Annotated in this window: 15 protein-coding genes and 2 pseudogenes; 8 read left to right on the top strand and 9 right to left on the bottom strand. The window is 72.2% G+C overall.

The window, feature by feature from the left end:
* Positions 1–28: 28 nt before the first annotated feature.
* The 4 genes from HEP85_RS12850 to HEP85_RS12835 all read right to left on the bottom strand — a co-directional run bounded on the left by HEP85_RS12850 (position 29) and on the right by HEP85_RS12835 (position 5,503).
* Positions 29–661, bottom strand: coding sequence for a VTT domain-containing protein (locus HEP85_RS12850; protein WP_329287605.1), 633 nt, complete (start codon positions 659–661; stop codon positions 29–31).
* A gap of 122 nt (positions 662–783) precedes the next feature.
* Positions 784–2,796 (bottom strand): FAD/NAD(P)-binding domain-containing protein, encoded by a 2,013-nt coding sequence (locus HEP85_RS12845; RefSeq protein WP_168527910.1) that lies wholly within the window; start codon positions 2,794–2,796, stop codon positions 784–786.
* Positions 2,797–3,095: 299 nt separating this feature from the next.
* A complete protein-coding gene (locus HEP85_RS12840) occupies positions 3,096–4,754 on the bottom strand; it encodes an alkaline phosphatase D family protein (RefSeq protein ID WP_168527909.1) in 1,659 nt (552 codons plus the stop codon).
* A 104-nt stretch (positions 4,755–4,858) separates the two neighbouring features.
* A complete protein-coding gene (locus HEP85_RS12835; protein WP_168527908.1) occupies positions 4,859–5,503 on the bottom strand; it encodes an HNH endonuclease family protein in 645 nt (214 codons plus the stop codon).
* Positions 5,504–5,951: 448 nt separating this feature from the next.
* On the opposite strand from HEP85_RS12835, the gene HEP85_RS12830 reads away from it, so the two are divergent.
* From HEP85_RS12830 to HEP85_RS12820, 3 genes are all read left to right on the top strand, one after another.
* The gene (locus HEP85_RS12830) at positions 5,952–6,533 is read left to right on the top strand and encodes a TMEM165/GDT1 family protein (RefSeq protein ID WP_168527907.1); all 582 of its coding nucleotides are present in this window, start codon (positions 5,952–5,954) and stop codon (positions 6,531–6,533) included.
* 209 nt (positions 6,534–6,742) lie between these two features.
* Positions 6,743–7,402, top strand: a complete 660-nt coding sequence (locus HEP85_RS12825) for an HAD family hydrolase (RefSeq protein WP_369657700.1) — start codon at positions 6,743–6,745, stop codon at positions 7,400–7,402.
* A 348-nt stretch (positions 7,403–7,750) separates the two neighbouring features.
* The gene (locus tag HEP85_RS12820) at positions 7,751–8,191 is read left to right on the top strand and encodes a hypothetical protein (protein ID WP_168527906.1); all 441 of its coding nucleotides are present in this window, start codon (positions 7,751–7,753) and stop codon (positions 8,189–8,191) included.
* A gap of 206 nt (positions 8,192–8,397) precedes the next feature.
* On the opposite strand, the pseudogene HEP85_RS12815 reads toward HEP85_RS12820, so the two are convergent.
* Positions 8,398–9,470, bottom strand: a pseudogene (locus HEP85_RS12815) (peptidoglycan-binding protein).
* A gap of 384 nt (positions 9,471–9,854) precedes the next feature.
* Here HEP85_RS12815 and HEP85_RS12810 point away from each other — a divergent pair.
* Positions 9,855–11,810, top strand: coding sequence for an MFS transporter (locus HEP85_RS12810; RefSeq protein ID WP_248002475.1), 1,956 nt, complete (start codon positions 9,855–9,857; stop codon positions 11,808–11,810).
* 127 nt (positions 11,811–11,937) lie between these two features.
* Here the strand turns inward: HEP85_RS12810 and HEP85_RS12805 are convergent, their stop codons facing one another.
* Positions 11,938–12,426: a GNAT family N-acetyltransferase gene (locus tag HEP85_RS12805; protein WP_248002474.1), complete on the bottom strand. Its 489-nt coding sequence runs from the start codon at positions 12,424–12,426 to the stop codon at positions 11,938–11,940.
* A 323-nt stretch (positions 12,427–12,749) separates the two neighbouring features.
* Here HEP85_RS12805 and HEP85_RS12800 point away from each other — a divergent pair, with 323 nt between their 5' ends.
* Both HEP85_RS12800 and HEP85_RS12795 read left to right on the top strand, forming a co-directional pair.
* Positions 12,750–13,394, top strand: coding sequence for a hypothetical protein (locus HEP85_RS12800; protein WP_356012915.1), 645 nt, complete (start codon positions 12,750–12,752; stop codon positions 13,392–13,394).
* Between the two features lie 614 nt (positions 13,395–14,008).
* A pseudogene (locus HEP85_RS12795) lies at positions 14,009–14,278 on the top strand (hypothetical protein); the annotation flags it as partial.
* A 73-nt stretch (positions 14,279–14,351) separates the two neighbouring features.
* On the opposite strand, the gene HEP85_RS12790 reads toward HEP85_RS12795, so the two are convergent.
* The gene (locus tag HEP85_RS12790) at positions 14,352–14,756 is read right to left on the bottom strand and encodes a DUF1992 domain-containing protein (protein WP_168527903.1); all 405 of its coding nucleotides are present in this window, start codon (positions 14,754–14,756) and stop codon (positions 14,352–14,354) included.
* 132 nt (positions 14,757–14,888) lie between these two features.
* Here HEP85_RS12790 and HEP85_RS12785 point away from each other — a divergent pair, with 132 nt between their 5' ends.
* Positions 14,889–15,284, top strand: a complete 396-nt coding sequence (locus tag HEP85_RS12785; RefSeq protein WP_168527902.1) for an FHA domain-containing protein — start codon at positions 14,889–14,891, stop codon at positions 15,282–15,284.
* Between the two features lie 21 nt (positions 15,285–15,305).
* Here HEP85_RS12785 and HEP85_RS12780 read toward each other — a convergent pair whose 3' ends face one another.
* Together HEP85_RS12780 and proP are read right to left on the bottom strand one after the other, a co-directional pair.
* Positions 15,306–15,977, bottom strand: a complete 672-nt coding sequence (locus HEP85_RS12780; protein ID WP_168527901.1) for an O-methyltransferase — start codon at positions 15,975–15,977, stop codon at positions 15,306–15,308.
* Positions 15,978–16,315: 338 nt separating this feature from the next.
* Positions 16,316–17,698 (bottom strand): glycine betaine/L-proline transporter ProP, encoded by a 1,383-nt coding sequence (gene proP / locus HEP85_RS12775; RefSeq protein WP_248001904.1) that lies wholly within the window; start codon positions 17,696–17,698, stop codon positions 16,316–16,318.
* A gap of 467 nt (positions 17,699–18,165) precedes the next feature.
* Between proP and HEP85_RS12770 the strand changes: the two genes are divergently transcribed.
* Entirely contained in the window at positions 18,166–20,349 is a 2,184-nt protein-coding gene (locus tag HEP85_RS12770) for a bifunctional glycosyltransferase 87/phosphatase PAP2 family protein (protein ID WP_369657699.1), read from the top strand.
* Positions 20,350–20,359: the final 10 nt, after the last annotated feature.

Below are 20,359 nucleotides of genomic sequence, written 5' to 3'. Positions count from 1 at the left end.
GCCGTTCCGGGGTGAAGCGTTCCGTGCGTCAGGCGCCGGTGCCCGACTCCTGGGGTATGGGCCGGCGCATCAGGTACGCCGCGCCCGCGCCGGCGCCGAACAGCGCCGCGAACGAGACCCCCGTGGCGAGCCAGGTCGCGCCCAGCCACTGCCCGCCGAAGTAGCCGAGGGCCACGCTGTACACGGCCCAGGCCAGGCTCGCGAGTATGGACCAGGGCAGGAACTCGCGGACACGGCGGTGGGCGGCGCCGGCGCCGAGCGAGACGACCGAGCGGCCGGCGGGCGCGAAGCGGGCGAGGACGACCAGCGCGCCGCCCGCGCCTCCGCCGCGCGCGAGCACCGCGCCGAGACGTTCCTGCGCGCTGGAGAGCCGGCGGGAGCGGGCGATGGCGCGGTCCAGACGCTCGCCGCCGCGCCAGGCCAGCCGGTACGCCACCAGGTCGCCGAGGACCGAGGCGGTGGCCGCGGAGAGGGTGAGCGCCAGGATGTCGGGCACCGCGTGCGGCACGGCTCCCGTGGACCCCGCGGCCGCGGCGGTGGCCGCCGTGATGACCAGGACGCCGCTGGGCAGCACCGGCAGGAAGACGTCCAGCAGGACCGAGACGGCCACCGCCGCGTAGATCCATGGGCTGCCCGTCAGCGACCCCACACTCTCCAGCACCGAAAACTCCCCTGTACTCCCCCGAAGGCACGACCTCGCCGCTACGTCGCGGGGGAGCGGCAGGCGGCCTGTGACAGCCATACAGCGTACGCGGCGGGTGTGACAGCGGGGTCACGGGGGGCTTATGTGTTGTTCACGGTGCGTTGACGCCGGGGGAGTGGGAGGGAGTGGGGGAGTGCCGTCCCACCCATACTCGCGAGTTCCTCATCAATGCTTGCAAGTCCCCTGTTCAGCGGGGGCCTGACGTCCGCTTCCGGTTCCGTTTCGGCCGTCGCCGTGCACAGCGCCGCCCGCGCCACCGCGTCGGCGTCCGACAAGGTGACCGAATCCACCCCTGGTCTGGCGCCGGCCGCGGTCACCCAGTGCACGCCCTCCGTGGGCACTCCGAAGGCGAACCGCCGTGCGTGCGCGCGACCTTGACGATCCCTCAGCCGGTACGGGCGCCGTGTCACGTCCAGCCCCCCGGTCTCGTGGCCGTCACTCGTGTGCGGGCGGCACTGCCCCGTCTTCAGCAGCCGGGCGAGCAGTTCGTCGGCCGTCCGCCTGAGGTCCGGTTCCGGAAGCCGCGCCTCTATGAGCGTGGTCGCGCGGACGGCCGACCCCGGTACGTCCGGGGAGTGCGCGATCCAGGCCCCGTCCCCGGCCCGCACGTCGAAGCGTGGGCCGAGGACGTCCAGGACGCCCGCCTCGATCAGCGCGGTCATCTCCTCGACGCGCCGGCGGGGCGGCCCGATGGACAGGAAGGCGTTGAGCGGTGTGTACCAGCGGTCCAGGTGCTCCCGGCGCGACCCGCCCCGCAGACCGCCGTGGTCGACGATCAGCCGCACCTCGTTGCGCAGGTCGCGCAGCACGTCCAGGGCGGCCTTCAGGGGGCCCTCGACATTCCCGAGCGCGGCCTGCGCGGCGTCCTCGCGCAGATGGGCGAGCAGCCAGCCGCGCCACTCGCCGACGTCGGCGAACGCGTGTCCGGCGTACGGGCGCGACATGCGGTCCCAGGACCACCGGCCGGCCCTCGGCACGCCGAACTCCTCTAGCAGGGAGGCCTCTTGGGGATCGCCGTGGGGTACGGAGAGGAAGCGCTCCCTGAACTCCCGCGGCCCGCCGCGAAGCCGCCCGCGCCCCTTCAACAGCCCCTCGTAGTAGACGGTTTCGACCTCCTTCGCCACCAGCGGCCATATCTCGCCCAGGAAGTCCGGTGCCTCACCCGAGTCGGCGCGTCCGCGGAAGCGGGCGACGGTCTCGGGGGTGAGGACGAGCGGCGTGTGACGGCCGTACGGCCCCTTCGCGTTGTCGCCGCGGGCCTGGTACGGGACGCCGCGGCGGGAGCCCGCGTACAGACGGGGCTCCCGGCCCGAGGGGTGGTAGCGCAGGCCCCGGCGGGTCCGGGTGAAGCGGCCGCCGCGGCCCGCCGTCAGCAGCGCCATGTGGTCGAAGAAGTTGAGGCCGAGCCCGCGCAGCAGGACGGGCTCGCCGGGGGCGACGGCGGAGAGGTCGACGTCGGCCGGATTGGCGGGCGGGACGTGACGCAGACCGTGCCGTCGTGCGTACGAGGCGAGGTCGCGCAGGCTCCGGTCCGCGGACACCGGCAGATGGCCCTGCGCGAGCACGACCGCGGACAGGCCGGGCAGCGCGCGTCCGTCGTCGAGGGTGAGGGTCTGACGGCCGCCGGCGCCGTCGTCGAGCCGTACCGCGCGCGCCCGGTGCGTGCGGACGCGGACCGTGTCCGGTGCCTGCCGCACCACCTCGGCGAACACCCACTCCAGATAGCGGCCGTAGTGGGCGCGGGTCGGGTACTCGTCCGGACCGAGGTCGCCGCCCGCCCAGGTGTGCAGGCTCGGCCGGGGGCGGACCGGGCCCGAGCAGTCCACGCTGTCGTCGGTGAAGAGGGTCACCTGCGAGGCCACGGTGTTCATCAGCAGGTGCGGCGACTGCGCGGTGCGCCAGACGCGGCCGGGACCGGGCGGCGCCGGGTCGACGACGTGGACGGTCAGTCTGGTGTCCGGCGGGAGGAGTTCCGGCGCGGAGGCGCAGAGGCGTTCGAGGACGCTCGTACCCCGCGGTCCGGCGCCCACCACGGCGACGGAGACCTCGGTCGGCTCGGCGGGCCCTGCGGATTCCGCGGTCGGTGCAGACAAGAGTGTGACTCCCGGGCATGGTGGGGCGCATGGCGGCGAACTGCCCGCTGGAAGCGGACGGTCCGCCTCATCATGCCGTCGCGGGGCACGGGAGCCGAGCCCCGGGCGGGTGGACGGCCGCCCGCTGTGTGATGCGTCACGAGCATCACGGGCGACGCGCGCCACAACCGTATACACCGCCTACAAAGGGCGGTTGCGGACGACTGCGGACGTCCGGGACGCCCGAGGGAAGATCGACCGCGTGCCGCGCACGCGCGACCTCCCGAACCCAAGGCTTCTCGATCTCGCGGGTCCCGGGCTCACGAACTCAGCTCGGACTCCACGACCGTCCGCAGCCGGGCGCCCCCGCGCCCATCCCCGCTCCTCCGCCCCGCCCGTGCCTGCTCCAGTCGCAGCCGGGCGGAACGCCCGTGCAGGGTCAGGGTCATGAGCTGGTTGCCGAACCAGGGTCCGCCCGTCCTGCGCCAGCTGACGGCGGGGCGTGCGCAGTTGCCGTGCCTGGCCAGGCGACGGCCGATCGCCCGGCCCACCCCACTCCACCCGAAGCGGAATCCGAGCCGCATGTACGCGGGTATGGAGTTGTGGACGGGGGAGCAGGTCAGCTGGAGCACGCGGGCATCGGGGCCGGACGCGCCCTCGGGCCACGCGGGTTCGGCGACGTAGGCGTGGTGGACGTCTCCCGACAGCACGCACACGGTGGCCGGCGCGTCCGGACCCGAACCGGCCTCGGCGACCAGCCCGGCCAGCGCGTCGAAGGACGCCGGGAAGGCCGCCCAGTGCTCCAGGTCGGCCCCGCGGCGCAGCTTCTCCCCGAACCTGGCCCAGCGCGTGCCCCGCTCGCCCCGGCACAGCGCGGCATCCCACGCCTCGGCCTCGTGCACCAGGTGGGGGAGGAGCCAGGGCAGCGAGGTCCCGATCAGGAGGTGGTCGTACGAGCCCGGGGCGTCCAGTGCCTGTTCGCGCAGCCACCGGGCCTCGCCCGGATCCAGCATGGCCCGCTCGTCCTCGGCCAGCACCCGGGCCGCCCGGGTGTCCACCATCAGTACCCGGACGCGGCCGAAGTCGCGGCGGTAGCTCCAGCGTACGGAGGCGGGGTCGGCGTCGGACTGGGCGGCGAAGCCGCGCAGCACGTCCGTGCCGTCGGGGGTCTCGCGGACGGCGGCGTAGAGGGGGTCCTCGGCCAGCTCGCGCGGCGAGAGGTTGCCGAGGTGCTGGTGGACCCAGTACGACATCAGGCCGCTCAGCAGCCGTTCGCGCCACCACCCCGTGGCCCTGATGTCGCAGACCCACGCGGCGCTGGTGTTCCAGTCGTCTATGACGTCGTGGTCGTCGAAGATCATGCAGCTGGGCACGGTCGACAGCAGCCAGCGGACCTCGGGGTCGAGCCAGGATTCGTAGTAGAGGCGGGTGTACTCCTCGTAGTCCGCGACCTGGCTGCCCGGAGGGTCCGCGAGGCTGCGGCGGGCGGTGAGCCACGCGCGGGTGGCGTCCGAGACCTCGTCCGCGTACACCTGGTCGCCCAACAGCAGCAGGACGTCGGGGCGTTCGCCGTCCGGTGCGGCGGCGATACGTCGCGCGAGGGTGTCCAGGGCGTCCGGACCCACCGGGTCCTTCTCGTCGGCGGGGGGAGCCGCCCAGCGGCAGGAGCCGAAGGTGACCCGGACCGCGTCCTGTCCGTCCGGGGTGCGGACGACCGAGGGCGGGAAGGCCGAGCCGGGCAGCGGCCAGACGCCGGCACCGTCGAGCAGCACTTCGTACGCGGACACCGTGCCCGGTGTCAGCCCGTCCACCGGCACCAACGCGTAGTGGTGCCCGGCGACTTGGAACGTGCGCGCCTCGCCGCGGGCGCCGCCCGCGCAGCGCACCTCGGCGGTGCAAGGACGGTTCGCCTCGACCCAGAAGGTCGCGGACGAGCCGTCGACGTACCTCAACAGCGGCCCCAGGAGCAGCTCCGCCATGGTGATCACCCTCCTCCGTCGCCCCGTACGGTACGGAACGACGGAGGAGAGCGGGGAGGTTCCGGAAAGCGCGCCGGTTTCGGAGGTGGGGGGACGGCGCTGGTTCAGCAGCCGCTGAGGACGGAGCTCAGCTTGGCCTTCTCGGCGGAGTCGACGGCGAGGTTGTAGTAGTACTTCACCTGGACCCAGGCGCGGACGTAGGTGCAGGCGTACGAGCTGAGCGGGGGCATCCACTCGGCCGGGTCCTGGTCGCTCTTCTGCTGGTTGACGTTGTCCGTGACGGCGATGAGCTGCGGGCGGGTCACGTCGTTGGCGAAGGCCTGACGCTGCGCGGTGGTCCAGGCGCTGGCGCCGGAGTCCCAGGCCTCGGCCAGCGGCACGAGGTGGTCGATGTCCAGGTCGGAGGCGGCGGTCCAGGTGGCGCCGTCGTAGACGGAGTACCAACTGCCGCTGGTGGCCGTGCAGGCGGAGTTGGTGACGACGTTCGAGCCGTCGCGCTTGATGACGTACTCACGGGTGTTGCAGGTGCCGCTGATGGTGATCCAGGTGGGGAACAGGTCGCGGTTGTAGCCGGTCCGGTTCTCCGTCTTCACCGAGAGGGAGGCGAGGTAGGTGCGGGCGGTGGCGGCGCTGACCGGGGTGGGCAGGGCGGCGGAGGCGGTGGGGCCGGTGAATATCCCGGCCATGGCTATCAGGCCGGTGAAGGCTGCGAGTATGCTCAGCCGTCGACGCGCGTAGACCTTTGGCATGCGAACTCCCTTGGAGTGGGGGGACGTTGGAGCGAGCGGGCCCATGCTTGCGCCGGCTCGTTTCCGGGAGGGGTGCATCAGGTAAGAAGCTAGTGACGTGCTCATGACATGCCAAGACCTGTGACGTCACGGATCGTGCGCCTTGTGTCCATGGGACCTTCGGCCCTTATCCGCCCGTTCCGCCGTCCCGTAGAGTGGTCGGCGCAGAAGGGGAGTAGCTCTTCGCCGGACCGTCGACATACTGCTCAGCTCGTCTGAGCCGGCGCCCGGAGGCAGGCCTCGACCGTGACCCACGGGTCCGCGGAGGCCGGTCAGCGAGACCTTCGGCAACGCAGTGCACCGCCCGCGCGTCCTCGGACGCGAGGGCGCCGATGTGTGCTGCCGTGCCGAGGTGTCGCGTCACAGTCACAGCACTCTCGGTGGGGCGGCCCCGACCGATTGAGGGATTTTGATCAGCATCACCGTGATGGCGCTCGTCTTCGGTGTCGTCTTCCTTGCCGAACTTCCGGACAAGACCGCGCTCGCCGGGCTCGTCCTGGGCGCCCGATACCGCGCCTCGTACGTCTTCGTGGGTGTCGCCGCCGCCTTCGCCGTGCACGTCGGGCTCGCCGTCGCGGCGGGCAGCGTACTGACCCTGCTGCCGCAGCAGATCGTGCACGCGCTCACGGGTGTGCTCTTCCTCGCCGGTGCCGCCGTGCTGCTCCTGAAGAAGGGCGAGGACGACGAGGAGGTCCGCAACCCCGCGAACCAGACCTTCTGGAAGGTCTCGGGGGCGGGGTTCATGCTCATCCTGGTCGCCGAGTTCGGCGACCTCACGCAGATCATGACGGCGAACCTCGCGGCCCGCTACGACGACCCGCTCTCCGTCGGTCTCGGCGCGGTGCTCGCGCTGTGGGCGGTGGGCGGGCTCGGCATCGTCGGCGGAAAGGCGCTGATGAAGCGGGTGCCGCTGGAGCTCATCACCAAGGTCGCCGCGGTGCTGATGCTGGGGCTCGGGGTGTGGAGCCTGTACGAGGCGGTCGCGGGCTGAGCCGCCCGGAGCGGTACGGTCCCGGCGGAAGCGGTGGCGCCGGGGTCGTCCATTTTGTATCGTAGAGAAACAAAGTGGCTCCCGTCCGCACTCCCTGACCGGCGGGCGGGGCCGCCTTGTCCCTCCGGGGGACCCGGCGCCGAGCCTCGGACCGGACACCCGCGGCCTCTTCCCTCGCCTTTCCTTCCCCCGCGTTCTGGAGCCTGCCGATGACGGCCACCACCGTTCTGACCGCCCGCGCCCTCCTGCTCGACATGGACGGCACCCTCGTCAACTCGGACGTCGTCGTCGAGCGCTGCTGGCGCCGCTGGGCCGACCGGCACGGGCTGGACGGGGACGAGGTCATGAAGGTCGTCCACGGGCGGCAGGGATACGCCTCGATGGCGGTCCTGCTGCCGAACCGGCCCATGGAGCAGAACCACGCCGACAACGCGCGGATGCTCGCCGAGGAGACCGCCGACATGGACGGCGTGGTCCCCGTCCCCGGTGCCGCGGAGTTCCTGGCCTCGCTCGCCGGGCTGCCGCACGCGCTCGTCACCTCGGCGGACGTGGGGCTGTCCGGTGCGCGGATGGCTGCCGCCGGGCTCGGACTGCCCGACGTGCGGGTGACCGCCGAGTCCGTCGGGGCGAGCAAGCCGGATCCCGAGGGGTTCCTGAAGGGCGCCGCCGAGCTGGGCGTCGCGCCCGAGGACTGTGTGGTCTTCGAGGACTCCGGTGCGGGGATATCGGCCGGGCGGGCGGCCGGGATGCGGGTGGTCGGGGTCGGGTCGCGGTACGGCTTCCACCGCCCCGACGTCCTCGTCCGCGACCTGACGCAGATCCGCGTGGAGCCCGTGAACGACGGTTCCCTGCGCCTCCACATCAGCTGACCCGCCCTTTTCCTCGCCCCCGCCGCCCCCACCCTTCCCATCCCAGGGGGCTCCGCCCCCAGACCCCGGCGGGGCTGCGCCCCTGCACCCCGGCGGGGCTGCGCCCCTGCACCCCGGCGGGGCTGCACTCCGGCAGGGCTGCACCCCTGCACCCCGTTGCCGTCCCAGGAGCTCCGCCCCCGCCTTCCCTGGTTGGGCTGGGCCCCTGCACCCGAGTCCCGTCCCACTGGGCTTCGCCCCTGCCTTCCCCGGCGGGGGTGCGCCCCTGGGCCCCGGCTGGGGCGGGCGTCTGAGTTGCAAATGCCGCGGCCGAGAGCTCCAGCGCCCCGCCCGGAACCCGCATCCCGGTTGGCCAAGAACTTCGAACTTCCACCGCCCCGACAGGTTCCCGCCAGAACGCCCCTCAGAACCCAGAACCCGGAACCCAGAACCCGGATCCCGGAACCCTGGAACCCGCTGGTCACCTCACCCTGGAACCCGCTGGTCACCTCACCCTGGAACCCGCTGGTCACCTCACCCTGGAACCCGCTGGTCACCTCACCCTGGAACCCGCTGGTCACCTCACCCTGGAACCCGCTGGTCACCTCACCCTGGAACCCGCTGGTCACCTCACCCTGGAACCCGCTGGTCACCTCACCCTGGAACCCGCTGGTCACCTCACCCTGGAACCCGCTGGTCACCTCACCCTGGAACCCGCTGGTCACCTCACCCTGGAACCCGCTGGTCACCTCACCCTGGAACCCGCTGGTCACCTCACCCAGGAACCCGCTGGTCACCTCGTACCCCTGACCATGCCACCACCATGCCACCGCCGGGGGGCGTGCATTCGGATGTTCGCTCCCGCAGTCGTTCGGCCGGCGGGAGGGGCCGGGGCGGTGCGTCGTAAGGGTGTCGCTTACGTTCGGATCGAGCCGCGGGTCGCTTGCCCGGCCCACGTCTGATCCGGCGGCGACACCCTCGACGTACCGCCCCGGCCCCGACCCACCACCCGGCTGCTACGGCTCCCGCGTCTCCGATTCGAGGCTCGCCCGGGTAGCCCTGCCGTACACGCCCTGTTCGTCACTCGTGATGCCGCGGGCCCACTGGTAACGGCGTACGGCGTCCTCGACCTGACGGGAGTAGCTGCCGTCGGCCTTGCTGTTGTAGAGGAACAGCTGGCGCAGGCGCAGCTGGAGTTCGGTGACCTCTGGCCCCCGGTCACCGCGCCGCAGCGTCGCCGACAGCTGTCCGTTCGAGGGCGAGGTCCCCTGTCTGGGCGCAGCCGAGCCGGTCGCCGCGGGGCTCTCGGGGGACTGCGACGGCCCGGCCGACCGGGACGGCGAAGCGGATGACGACGGCGAGGCCGACGCCGTCGGGGCCGACGCGGAGGGCGACGGCCCGGTGCTGGACGGCGCCACCGCCACCGCCGACCGCGACGATCGCGGCGCGGACGCCGACGCCGAGGCCGAGCCGGACGTCGTCGACGGATCCGGCACGCTCGCCCTCACCTCGTCCGGCAGCGCCCCGTCCCGCGCAGGAGCGTCGTACGAGAAGAGCCCACTCACGAACCCCGCCGCCACGACAGCCACGACCACACCGGCAGCGGCCAGCAGCGCGGTCCGCCGCCCACGCCGCCCCGGCTGCTCGTCCGACGCGGCGAGACGGTCCCCATCCGTCTCACCCCCCACACCGGCACCCGCACCCGCACCCGCACCCCCCACACCGGCACCAGGAGCTTGGCGTCCCGTGCTCGACCCGGAAGAGCGCCACCGTGTCGTCGGCTTAAGCACCCTCCCCAACCGCATCGTCCGAGCCGAAGCGTCCTCGCCCCCGCTTCCACTCCCGCCGCCTCCACCCCCGCCGCCGCCCTCGGCGTCGGCGTCGGAGGGCTCACCCCCGCACCCCTCACTCCCAGCTCCACGTACGGACGTATCCGCAGCGGATCGAAGTCCTCCGCCGCGGCCGCCTCAGCCGTACGGGCGTCCCGCAGGGCGTCGGACGCGCGTAGCGTGCAGACGCACGACGGCGTCCCGTCCCCCGCCCGGGGCACGGCACACTCCGGGCAGACATGCCCGTTCGGATCAGTCACGCCTTGGGTCCCCTCCCCTGAAGATCCCCCGTCGAGTTCCCGAGGCTATCCAGACGCCCCCGGCCCGCGCGCGGGAGCCCCCGGAACCCCTCCCTCCGGCTCGACAGGCCGCAAACGGACATACCGACCACCATGGAGGGTGACCGAGACCCTCGGGGGCCATGGGAGGTGCGAATGACGGGCGAGATACCCGGCGACGTACAGGGCGACAAGCAGGGAGACGCGCAGCGAGACCCGTACGGCGACCCGCACGGCGTGAACGCCGGCACACCCCCGTACGCCGTGAACGAGTCCGCCGAACGAAGGCGCTCCGCGGCCGCCGCCGACGCCCAGGAGACGGTGCACGCCGGCGTGGTCGTCTCGATCGGCGCGCTGCTGCTCGGCATGCTGCTGGCCGCCCTGGACCAGACGATCGTGTCGACCGCGCTGCCCACCATCGTCAGCGACCTCGGCGGCCTGGAGCACCTCTCCTGGGTGGTCACCGCCTATCTGCTGGCATCGACCGCGGCCACCCCGCTCTGGGGCAAGCTCGGCGACCAGTACGGCCGCAAGAAACTCTTCCAGACGGCGATCGTGATCTTCCTGATCGGCTCCGCGCTGTGCGGCATGGCACAGAACATGGGTGAGCTGATCGGGTTCCGGGCCCTGCAGGGCCTGGGCGGCGGCGGCCTGATGGTGCTGTCCATGGCGATCGTCGGCGACATCGTCTCGCCCCGTGACCGGGGCAAGTACCAGGGACTGTTCGGCGCCGTGTTCGGCGCGACGAGCGTGCTCGGCCCGCTGCTCGGCGGACTCTTCACCGAGCAGCTCAGCTGGCGCTGGGTCTTCTACATCAACCTTCCCGTCGGCGCCGTCGCGCTCGTCGTGATCGCGGCCGTCCTGCACATCCCCGGGAAGGCCGCCAAGCACGTCATCGACTACCTCGGCACCTTCCTCATCGCCGCGGTCGCCACCTGTCTGGTCCTGGTCGCCTCGCTCGGCGGCACCACCTGGAGCTGGAGCTCGCCGCAGGTCATCGGCCTCGCCGCGGTCGGCGTGGCCCTCGCCGTGGTCTTCGTGGCCGTGGAGCGGCGCGCGGCCGAACCCGTCCTGCCCCTGAAACTGTTCCGCATCCGGACCTTCACCCTCTCCGCCGTGATCAGTTTCATCGTCGGCTTCGCGATGTTCGGGGCGATGACCTATCTGCCGACCTTCCTGCAGGTCGTCCAGCGCGTGTCCCCCACCCTGTCGGGCGTGCACATGCTGCCCATGGTGTTCGGGCTGCTGATCTCGTCCACGGTCTCCGGCCAGATCGTCAGCCGTACCGGCCGCTGGAAGGTGTTCCCCGTCGCCGGCACCGGCATCACCACCATCGGCCTGCTCCTGCTGCACCAGCTCGACGAGCACAGCAGCACCGGCCGCATGAGCGCGTACTTCTTCGTCTTCGGCCTGGGTCTCGGCCTGGTGATGCAGGTGCTGGTCCTGATCGTGCAGAACGCGGTCTCGTACGAGGATCTGGGCGTCGCCACCTCCGGCGCGACCTTCTTCCGCTCCATCGGCGCCTCGTTCGGCGTGGCGATCTTCGGCACGGTCTTCGCGAACCGCCTCGGCGACAAACTCACGGCCGCGCTGAGCGGACGGCAACTGCCGCCCGGTATCTCTCCGGACAGCCTCAAGGCCGACCCGAAGGGCATCCCGGGTCTCCCGCCCTCGCTGCGCCAGCCCATTCTGCACGCGTTCGCCTCGTCGATCACCGACGTCTTCCTGTACGCGGCTCCGGTCGCCCTGCTCGGCTTCGTGCTGGCCTGGTTCCTGCGCGAGGACAAACTGCGGGGGTCGGTCACGGCGCCGGACATCACCGAGACGCTCGCCACCAATCCGGTGGAGCGGTCGTCGTACGACGAGGTGTGCCGCGCGCTGTCGGTGCTCGGCACCCGGGAGGGGCGGCGCGCGATCTACGAGAAGATCACCGCGCGGGCCGGATACGACCTGCTGCCCGCCGCGAGCTGGCTGCTGCTGCGGATCAAGAAGTACGGCTGGGCGGAGCCGGCGCAGCTGGCCGAGCGGAGCACCGTGCCGCTGCCCGTGGTGCTCGCCGCCGCCCGCCAGCTGGAGGTACGGCGCCTCGTGGACCGGGAGGGACTCGACCTCGTGCTCACCGACGAGGGCCGTGAGGCGGCCGGGAACCTGGCGAAGGCCCGTGAGGAGTCCCTCGCCGAGATGCTGGGCGACTGGTGGGGTCCGGACCGCCCGACGGACCTGGTCGGGCTGGTCGAGGAGCTGAACGCGGAGATGTCGGGCTCCGACGCGGAGCGCCCGCACGACGGCTCGGTGCCGCGACCGCAGGGACCGATGCCCTGACCGTCCCTGCGGTGACCGCCCCGCACCCGCACCCGCCCCCGCCCCTACCCCGGCACCTGCCCTTACCCCGTACCCACCCGGTACCCGCCCCGCCCCGTACCCGCTCCGACCCCGGCGTGGCGACGCGTCAGGAGGACGCCCGCAGCCGCTTCGTGAACCAGTGCTCGGCGTACATTTCGTCGTTGTGGGCCGCGGTCTCCTCGTAGCCGTGCCGGGCGTAGAGCGCGCGCGCCTCCACGAGGTCGCCGCGGGTGTCGAGGACCAGTTTCCGGGCGCCGAGGCCGAGTGCCGCCCGCTCGGCCTCGGTGAGCAGCAGTGCGGCGCCGCCCCGGCCGCGCAGCTCCGGCCGCACGAACACCCGCTTCAGCTCACCCGTGACGGCGTCGAGCATCTGCACGCCCGCCATGCCCCCGGGTTCGCCGCCGTACCGAGCGACCAGCAGCACTCCGGTGGGCGCGGTGAACTCGGCCCCCGTGCTCGCGGCGATCTCCCGCTCCAGCTCTCCGGGGTCGGTCGCGTGGCCCTCGTGCAGCAGGTACCAGCGGTCGCTGACCTCGGTGTAGTAGGCACGCCACAGTTCCGCGGCGGCGGGGGAGTCGAAGGGTTCGGGGGCGATGGTCCAGGAAGCCCCCGCCGGGCCGGCCGGAGCGTTCGTCGCGGCGTCCTTCGCGGCGCTCTTCGTGCCGTCCGTCGTGTCGTTCGTCATGCCGTTCGTCGTGTCGTTCGTCGTGTCGTTCGTCGAGGGGGCGCCGGTACGGGTCATGGCGGTCATTGTCAGGGCGCACCGGACCCGTTCCGCAACCGGTTTCGGGTGAACCGGCCCCGGATCGGGCGGGATCGGGCGGGACCGGGCGCGGCCGTCCCCGTTTGAAGGTGTACTTCCGGGCAACCCGATCCGCGAACCGGCCCGTTGGGTCGAGAAACCCCCGGAAGGCATCCATGTCCACAGGCGTCATCATCGCTCTGATCGTGATCGTGGCGGCCGTTGCCGTTGTCGCAGCCGCCCTGACCCTCCTCGCCCGCAGGCCGCAGGGCGGACGCACGTTGCGGCGGCGCTTCGGGCCCGAATACGACCGGGTCGTCGCCCGGCACGACGGCGACGCCAGGGCCGCCGAGCGTGACCTCGCCGAGCGCGTGAAGCGGCACGGCTCGCTGCGGCAGCGGCCGTTGGAGGCGGCGGCCCGCGAGCAGTACACGGCCCGCTGGACGGCCGCCCAGGAACGCTTCGTCGATTCGCCGCAGGACGCGGTGGCCGAGGCGGACCGGCTGCTCGGCGAGGTGGCCGGCGAGCGCGGCTTCCCCGACGGTGAGCGCTACGAGGAGCGGCTGGAGGCACTCTCGGTCCACCACGGACACCGTGTCCACGGCTACCGGCGGGTTCACGAGGCCACGTACAGCCCCACCGAGGACGACCGCGCCGGCACGGAGGAACTCCGCGAGGCCATGATCGAGGCCCGCGCCCTCTTCGAGGAACTGATGTCCACGAAGCGCCAGGACACCGCCGCCGGCCGGCCGGACCCGGCTCCCGACAACCGATCCCGGACGCCGTGGGCGCTCACCAGGCGCCAGGTGAAGGGGAGTTGAGGAAGGTGAACGACATGACACCGGACGAAGGCAAGGACACGGCGACCCGCCGCGAGGTACTGAAGGGCGACACGGAGGCGACATCCGCCGCGCGGACCCCGCAGAACGAGTCGGCCCCGCAGCACGGGACGACAGCGAAGAACGAAGCCGAGAGGACCGAGGCCGGCAGGACCGAGGGCACGGAGGTACGAGGGGACGAGCGGAGCCGTGGTCGCGAGACCGCGGACACCCACCGCGACACCCCGGACCGGACAGCCGGTCCCGGTGAGCGTGGCACGGCGGCCCGCACCCCCTTCCCCGCGCCCTCCCGTCAGACTGCGGCCCCGTCCGGCGCGACCGCGGACGAACACCGTGAGACACCGGACCGGGCCGCATCCACCACCGGCGAGCACGCCGTGACGCCGCGCACGCCGGTCCCGCTGGGCTCCCGTGAGGCCACCACCTCGCGTGAGGCCACCACCCCCCGTGAGTCCAAGGGGTCCCGCGGGACCGCGGCCCCGGCTCCGGCCGCCGGGCGCGCCGGAGGCGACAGCTCCCGCGAGTCCGCCCGTGCAGGCGCGCACGAGCCGGGCACGGCACGTGAGAACGGCGTCTCCGGAGCGGACGGCACCGCGCTCCTGTCGCACGACGCGTGCGACAAGTACGCGCTGCGGATGCGGCACGCGGTCGGCGGGTTCGTCGACGGTCCGCGGGCGTCCGTCGAGGAGGCCGACCATGTCCTCGAGGAGCTCACGGCACAGTTCACGGACGCGATGGCCCGGCGCCGGCGCACGCTGCGCACGTCCTGGGAGAAGGCCGGCGCGGACGAGGCGTCCGACACCGAGCAACTGCGCCTGGCCCTGCGGGACTACCGTGAGGTCACGGAGCGTCTGCTGCACCTCTGACCGGCACCGCACGGTCATCGTGAGGCCGCGTCCCGGACCATGTTCCGGGACGCGGCCTCACGCGTCGACGGGGTCACTGGGCCCGGCGCTCGCGCCAGTCCCGGACGATCTCGTCCACGTCATAGGGCTTGAGGCCGAGGGGAGGCCCCGGCGGCGGCTTGAACATGACCTCGCGGATCTTGGCGTTGATGTCCTCGACGATCCGGCGCACGGCCCGCTCCGAGGGCGCCGCCGACGCCGCCGCGAGCGCGTCCTCGGCCTCCTTGCGCAGGGCCAGGGTCGGAGGCAGCACCGACAGGCCCTCACGGGCCATCTTCCTTTTGATCCACCACAGTTCGTCGTACGACGTGTCGGTCACCTCGGGCAGCGGCTTTCCCGCGCCGGGGAGGTCCGTGAACTCACCGCGGGCCTCCGCCTCGCGGATCTGCCGGTCGACCCAGGACTCGAAGCTGACGCCGGGTGGCTTGCGCTCGGTCATACGTCCATTGTGCCGGAGGACGCCCGATCGGACGATCGGGCGAATTATCATGCGGCGGCGGCGCGTCAACCACGCCCGGCACCAGGACGATCGAACCGGTGGGCGGATTCACCGGAACGCGAAGGAGCGCACGTGCTCGAACTCACCATGGCCTCGGTCACCGGGGCGGACGCGGGTGCGACGGCCGGAATGCTGATGGCCGACGCACCGAGCGACCCCGGCGCCGTGCTGCGGGTGGGCCGGGACCGGACCGTGTGCCGGCTCGCCACCCCCGACGACTGGCTGTTCGTCTCCCGGGTCCACCTGGAGTTCCTGTGCGGTCCGGAGGGCTCCTGGCAGGTCACCTGGCTGCACGGTTCCCGGCCGGACCCCTCCTCCGAGGTCCGGCTGACCTTCGCCGGGACGTCCACCCGGTCCCTCCCGTACGGGGGGACGGCGCAGCTCCCCGCGGGCAGCTCCGGAGAGATCGTCATCTTCGACCGCACCGGCCCGCAGAGCGTGAACGTGGGTTTCTACCACGAGCACTAGAGCCCGAAACCGCGACACGCCCTAGTCGAGGACCCGGGCCAGCGCGAACCCGTCGTACCCCTTGCTGCCCACCGTCTGGATCGCCGTACCGCTCAACCTGGGGTGGGCGGCGATCAGTTCCAGCGCGGCCCGGGTGCCCCGCACGCTCGGGTCGGTGCTGCCCGCGTCGGCCACGTGACCGCCGCGCACGACGTTGTCGACGACGATCAGGCTGCCGGGGCGGGTGAGCTTGAGGGCCCACTCCACGTACGGCGGGTTGTTCACCTTGTCCGCGTCGATGAAGACGAAGTCGAACGGCTCCGGGTTCTCCTCGGCCAGTTTCGGCAGGGACTCCAGCGCGGGACCCACCCGCACCTCGGCGATCCGGTCGAGGCCGGCGCGGGCGAGGTTGCGGCGGGCGACCTCGGCGTGGGTGGCGTCGTACTCGAAGGTCACCAGCCGGCCGTCGGCGGGCAGCGCGCGGCCCAGCCAGATGGTGCTGTAACCGCCGAGGGTGCCGATCTCCAGGATGCGGCGCGCGCCCTGGATCCGGGCGAGGAGCTGGAGCAGCTTGCCCTGGTTCGGCGCGACGTTGATCTTCGGAAGCCCGGCGGCGTCACTGTCGCGCAGCGCGGCGGTCAGGGTCTCGTCGGCGGGGGAGAGGAGGGCGGTGAAGTAGTCGTCGACGTCGTTCCACAACTGCGACTCGCTCATGCACCATGCCTTTCGTATGCCTAGTGCCGCGGCAGGCAACGTTCGCCCCGTCGCGACGCCCGGCACGCTCCCCCACAGCCTCAAGGGCGTGGGAGGTGCCCCCACTCGCCGCACCGGCCGAAAGCCGAAGTACGTCCAGTACGAGGACTTCCGGCCGGCACGCCGAGAGCACGCACCGGACGCCGCTCCTCGAAGGGCAAACGTTGCCTGCCGCGGCACTAGTTAGAAGCGCTAACTAGTTTCGTGGACGAATCTAGTCGCGCCACCCACGCTTGTCAGCCGCATGAGGGAGAGATCCTCCGTGTGCGGGGTGACACGGGCCGATCGGCGGGGGTGGGTCAGGCGTCGGCCCCGTTGGCGCGCGTAGTGCCGGATTCGGCGTCGGGCACGGTGCCGGGTTCGACGGCCGGGGCGGAACCCGGCAGCGGCAGGCCCGCCGACTCGGACATGAACCACACCGCCACGCCGCCGATCACGGCGGCGGCCATCATGTAGTACGCGGGCATCATCATGTTCCCGGTCGCCCCGATGAGCGCCGTGACCACCAGCGGCGTCGTGCCGCCGAAGAGCGAGACGGAGACGTTGAAGCCGATGGAGAGCGAGCCGTAGCGGACCTTCGTCGGGAAGAGGGCGGGCAGCGCGGCCGGCATCGCGGAGGTGAAGCACACCAGCAGCAGGCCCAGCGCGCCCATGCCGAGCGCGACCGCGAGCAGGCTGCCCTGGCGGATGAGCAGGATGGCGGGGACGGACAGCGCGAGGAATCCGGCGCACCCGGCGGCGATCACCGGGCGGCGGCCGATCCGGTCGGTCAGCGCGCCCGCGAAGGGCTGCACGATCATCATCAGCGCCATCACGCCGAGGACGACCAGCAGTCCGTGCGTCTCGTCGTACTTCAGCTCGCTCGTCAGATAGCTCGGCATGTACGACAGCAGCATGTAGTCGGTGACGTTGAAGACCAGCACCAGGCCGACGCAGAGCAGCAGTGCGCGCCACTGGCCGGCGAGCATCGCGCGCAGCGGCACCTTGGGGCGGTCCTTCTCCTTCTTCGAGGCCTTCTCCAGCTCCGCCGCGAACGCCGGGGTCTCCTCCAGGCGCATCCGCAGATACAGCCCGATGACGCCCATCGGGCCCGCGATCAGGAACGGCACGCGCCAGCCCCAGGCCAGCAGGTCCTCGGTGGACAGGAAGGCGGTCATGAGGGTGACCAGACCCGCGCCGCCGATGTAGCCGGCGAGCGTGCCGAACTCCAGCCAGCTCCCGAAGAAGCCGCGCTTCTTGTCGGGCGCGTACTCGGCGATGAAGGTGGAGGCGCCCGCGTACTCGCCGCCGGTGGAGAAGCCCTGCACCAGCCGGGCCGCGAGCAGCAGCAGCGGAGCGCCGACGCCGATCGTCGCGTACGACGGGATCAGGCCGATCGCGAAGGTGCCTGCCGCCATCATGATCATGGTGAGGGCCAGGACCTTCTGGCGGCCGATGCGGTCGCCCAGCGGTCCGAAGACCATGCCGCCCAGCGGGCGGACGAGGAAGGCCGCCGCGAACGCGCCGAAGGTGGACAGCAACTGCGCGGTGGGGTTGCCGGACGGGAAGAAGACCTTGCCCAGGGTCACCGCGATGTAGCTGTAGACACCGAAGTCGAACCACTCCATCGCGTTGCCGAGGGCGGCGGCCTTCACGGCGCGTTTCACCAGGGCGGGGTCGGTGACGGTGACCTCCGGCCGCACGGGGGGCCGGAGCCGGACGGGAGCGACGGGAGCGACGGGAGTGACGGAGGGCAAGATTCCGCTCGCCTGCCTTTCGACGGGGACAAGGACGTGGTCCGCCCCGCGTGACGACCCGGGACAGACCAAAAAGCGACCATAGGGTCGCTCCCGTGCGTCACGTGCCGTGGGCGGCCCTGCGCGCAACGTGCGCAAACACGGTGTGCGCAGCGGCGACGTGTCCGCCGGGCGCCGGCTTCGAGTGGCCTGTCTGTGACCTTTGTCGCGGGTGATTGTGATCCATGTCGCAGACCGAGGGGGGAACCGAACCGATCTCCCACTATCGTCATCCGGACAAAAGGCGGGGGGACGTCAGGTGAAGAGGGGGTTGCCTGCGTCCTTCCACGGGGGCAGTGCGAGCCTCTTAGGGTCCGGACAGACACCGGCGCACGGGATACGCGGGACGAACGGGGCGGGAGGGCCGACGGGGCGTGGCGAATGTGGAGCACGGCGGGCGAGCGGGTGGTGCCTTCGGGGCGGGGGCGACGGAATCGGCGAAGGCGCGGCTGCGCACGATCCGTATCGGGCTGTGGCTGATCGCCGCGGTCCTCGCGATACGACAGGTCGCTGTCGTCCTGAGCACCCCCAAAGGGGAGCGGCTGACCGACCTGGAGACCTGGGTAGGGCCCGAGGGCGTCCTGCATGTGAAGGGGTCGCTGTACGACTCGACGCAGTTCACCGGAACCCCTTTCGGCGGACTCGTCCTCAAACCCCTCACCCGCGCCGCGGAACAGGGCCTCGGCTGGGGATGGACCTTCGGCAGCCTGTCACTGGTGGTCGCCCTCGGCGTGGTCGCCGCGCGCGCCCTGCCACAGCCCGTGAGCCGGCGCACCTCGCTGCTCGCCGCGCCCGTGGCCATCAGCCTGCTGATGCTGTCGCTGCCGGTGCGCAACGCCCTCTACCTCGGCCAGACCAGCATCATCCCGGTCCTGCTCGTCCTCCTGGCCTGCTTCACGGTCCGCGGGGAGCGGGCGAGCGGTGTCCTGATCGGCCTCGCGGCGGCGCTGCAGCCCACCGTGCTGCTCTTCGCCCCGCTGCTCTGGTTCACCGGGCGCCGCCGCGCCGCCGTGTCCGGGGCGCTCACCTTCGCCGCCTGCACCGCCCTCGCCTGGGCCGCGATGCCGCACGACTCCCACACGTACTGGGTGCACCACCTCGCGGGCGTCGGACTCGGCCGGGACGCCGACGACCTCACCAACCAGTCGCTGCACGGCGCGCTGCTGCGCCTCGGCCTCAACGGCCCGCTGGAGATCGGCCTGTTCCTGCTGCTCGGCGCGGGAGTCGCGGTCCTGGGTCTGCGCCGTGCCGTACGCTACGCCAAGGACGGGCAGCTGCTCCTGGCCGTGGCGATCACCGGCTGCGTCGCCGTCGCCGTCTCACCCACCACCTGGCAGCACCAGTTGCTGTGGGTCCTGCTCGCGCTGGTCGGCCGGGTCGGCAGGAAGGCCTCGGACCGCGCCATGTGGCCCGTCGCCGTCATCCTCGTCATGACCCTGCCGGCGAAGATGATGCTGCCGAACATGGCGGCGGTCTACCCGCTGCGCGACAACGTGGTGCTGCTCGCCGCGCTCGCCGCCGCCACGGTCGTGCCGTTCCTCTCCCGCACCTCGGAGTACTACCGGGCGCCGATCCCCACGGACTACGCGGAGTCCGTCCCCACCCGGTGGAAGCGGGTGCCGCTGCTGCCCTTCCTCGGCCGCGTCCGCACCCGCCCGAACCTGCTGCTCGAACTGCTCCTGATCCGCGTCGGCTACTCCGCCTACCAGCAGGTCAGGCTGGCCGCGACGGGCGGCACCAACGCGGGCGGCCGGGCCGCCGCCGAGCACCACGGCGACCAGATACTCGCGATCGAGCGGTTCCTGCACCTCGACATCGAACACTGGGCCAACCACGCGGTGTTCAAGGTCGAGTGGCTGCGGGACTTCTTCGACTTCTACTACGAGTCGTTCCACTTCGTCGTCCCGCTCACCGTCCTCGCCCTGCTCTACACCCGCCGTCCCGGCGACTACCGCTGGGCGCGCTCGGCACTGGGCTTCGCCACGCTGATCGCGCTCGTCGGCTTCTGGCTCTACCCGCTGGCCCCGCCGCGCCTGATGCCGGGGCTGGGCGTCATCGACACCGTGCACGGCGTACAGGACTTCTCCAAGCCGGACTACGGCACACTGACCGCGCTCACCAACCAGTACGCGGCGATGCCCTCGCTGCACTTCGGCTGGTCCCTGTGGTGCGGACTGGTGATCGCGATCCTGGCGCCCAAGTGGTGGATGAAGGCGCTCGGTCTGCTGCACCCGCTGTTCACCGTCTCGGCGATCGTGGCGACCGGCAACCACTGGGTGCTGGACGCGGTGGGCGGCGCGGCGGTCGTCGCCGCGGGCTTCGGCCTGACCTTCCTCCTCCAGGGCCCGAGGCCGCGCCCGCTGGTGCGGTCCGTGGAGGCAGGCGCGAAGGAGCCGGCCCCGGCGGCAGGCGGTCGCGCGGACGGTCCCGCGGCCGGCCCGGTGGTACTCCCCGCGCAGAGTTCCGCGGGGAGTTCCGGCGGGAGCCTGGAAGGCAGTCGCGCGGACAGCTCGGCGGACGGCCACGCGGACAGTCCGGCGGGTCGTACGGCGGGCTGATCCGGCGCTG

It is taken from the genome of Streptomyces sp. RPA4-2, from assembly GCF_012273515.2.
Classification (GTDB): Bacteria; Actinomycetota; Actinomycetes; order Streptomycetales; family Streptomycetaceae; genus Streptomyces; species Streptomyces kaempferi.
This window is presented reverse-complemented; position numbering and strand designations above follow the sequence as displayed.

Bases quoted from the DNA above. Each gene is read 5' to 3' on its own strand.
- HEP85_RS12840 (WP_168527909.1), bottom strand. From the start codon at position 4,754: ATGGCGGAGCTGCTCCTGGGGCCGCTGTTGAGGTACGTCGACGGCTCG.
- HEP85_RS12835 (WP_168527908.1), bottom strand. From the start codon at position 5,503: ATGCCAAAGGTCTACGCGCGTCGACGGCTGAGCATACTCGCAGCCTTC.
- HEP85_RS12825 (WP_369657700.1), top strand. From the start codon at position 6,743: ATGACGGCCACCACCGTTCTGACCGCCCGCGCCCTCCTGCTCGACATG.
- HEP85_RS12810 (WP_248002475.1), top strand. From the start codon at position 9,855: ATGCTGCTGGCCGCCCTGGACCAGACGATCGTGTCGACCGCGCTGCCC.
- HEP85_RS12800 (WP_356012915.1), top strand. From the start codon at position 12,750: ATGTCCACAGGCGTCATCATCGCTCTGATCGTGATCGTGGCGGCCGTT.
- HEP85_RS12790 (WP_168527903.1), bottom strand. From the start codon at position 14,756: ATGACCGAGCGCAAGCCACCCGGCGTCAGCTTCGAGTCCTGGGTCGAC.
- HEP85_RS12780 (WP_168527901.1), bottom strand. From the start codon at position 15,977: ATGAGCGAGTCGCAGTTGTGGAACGACGTCGACGACTACTTCACCGCC.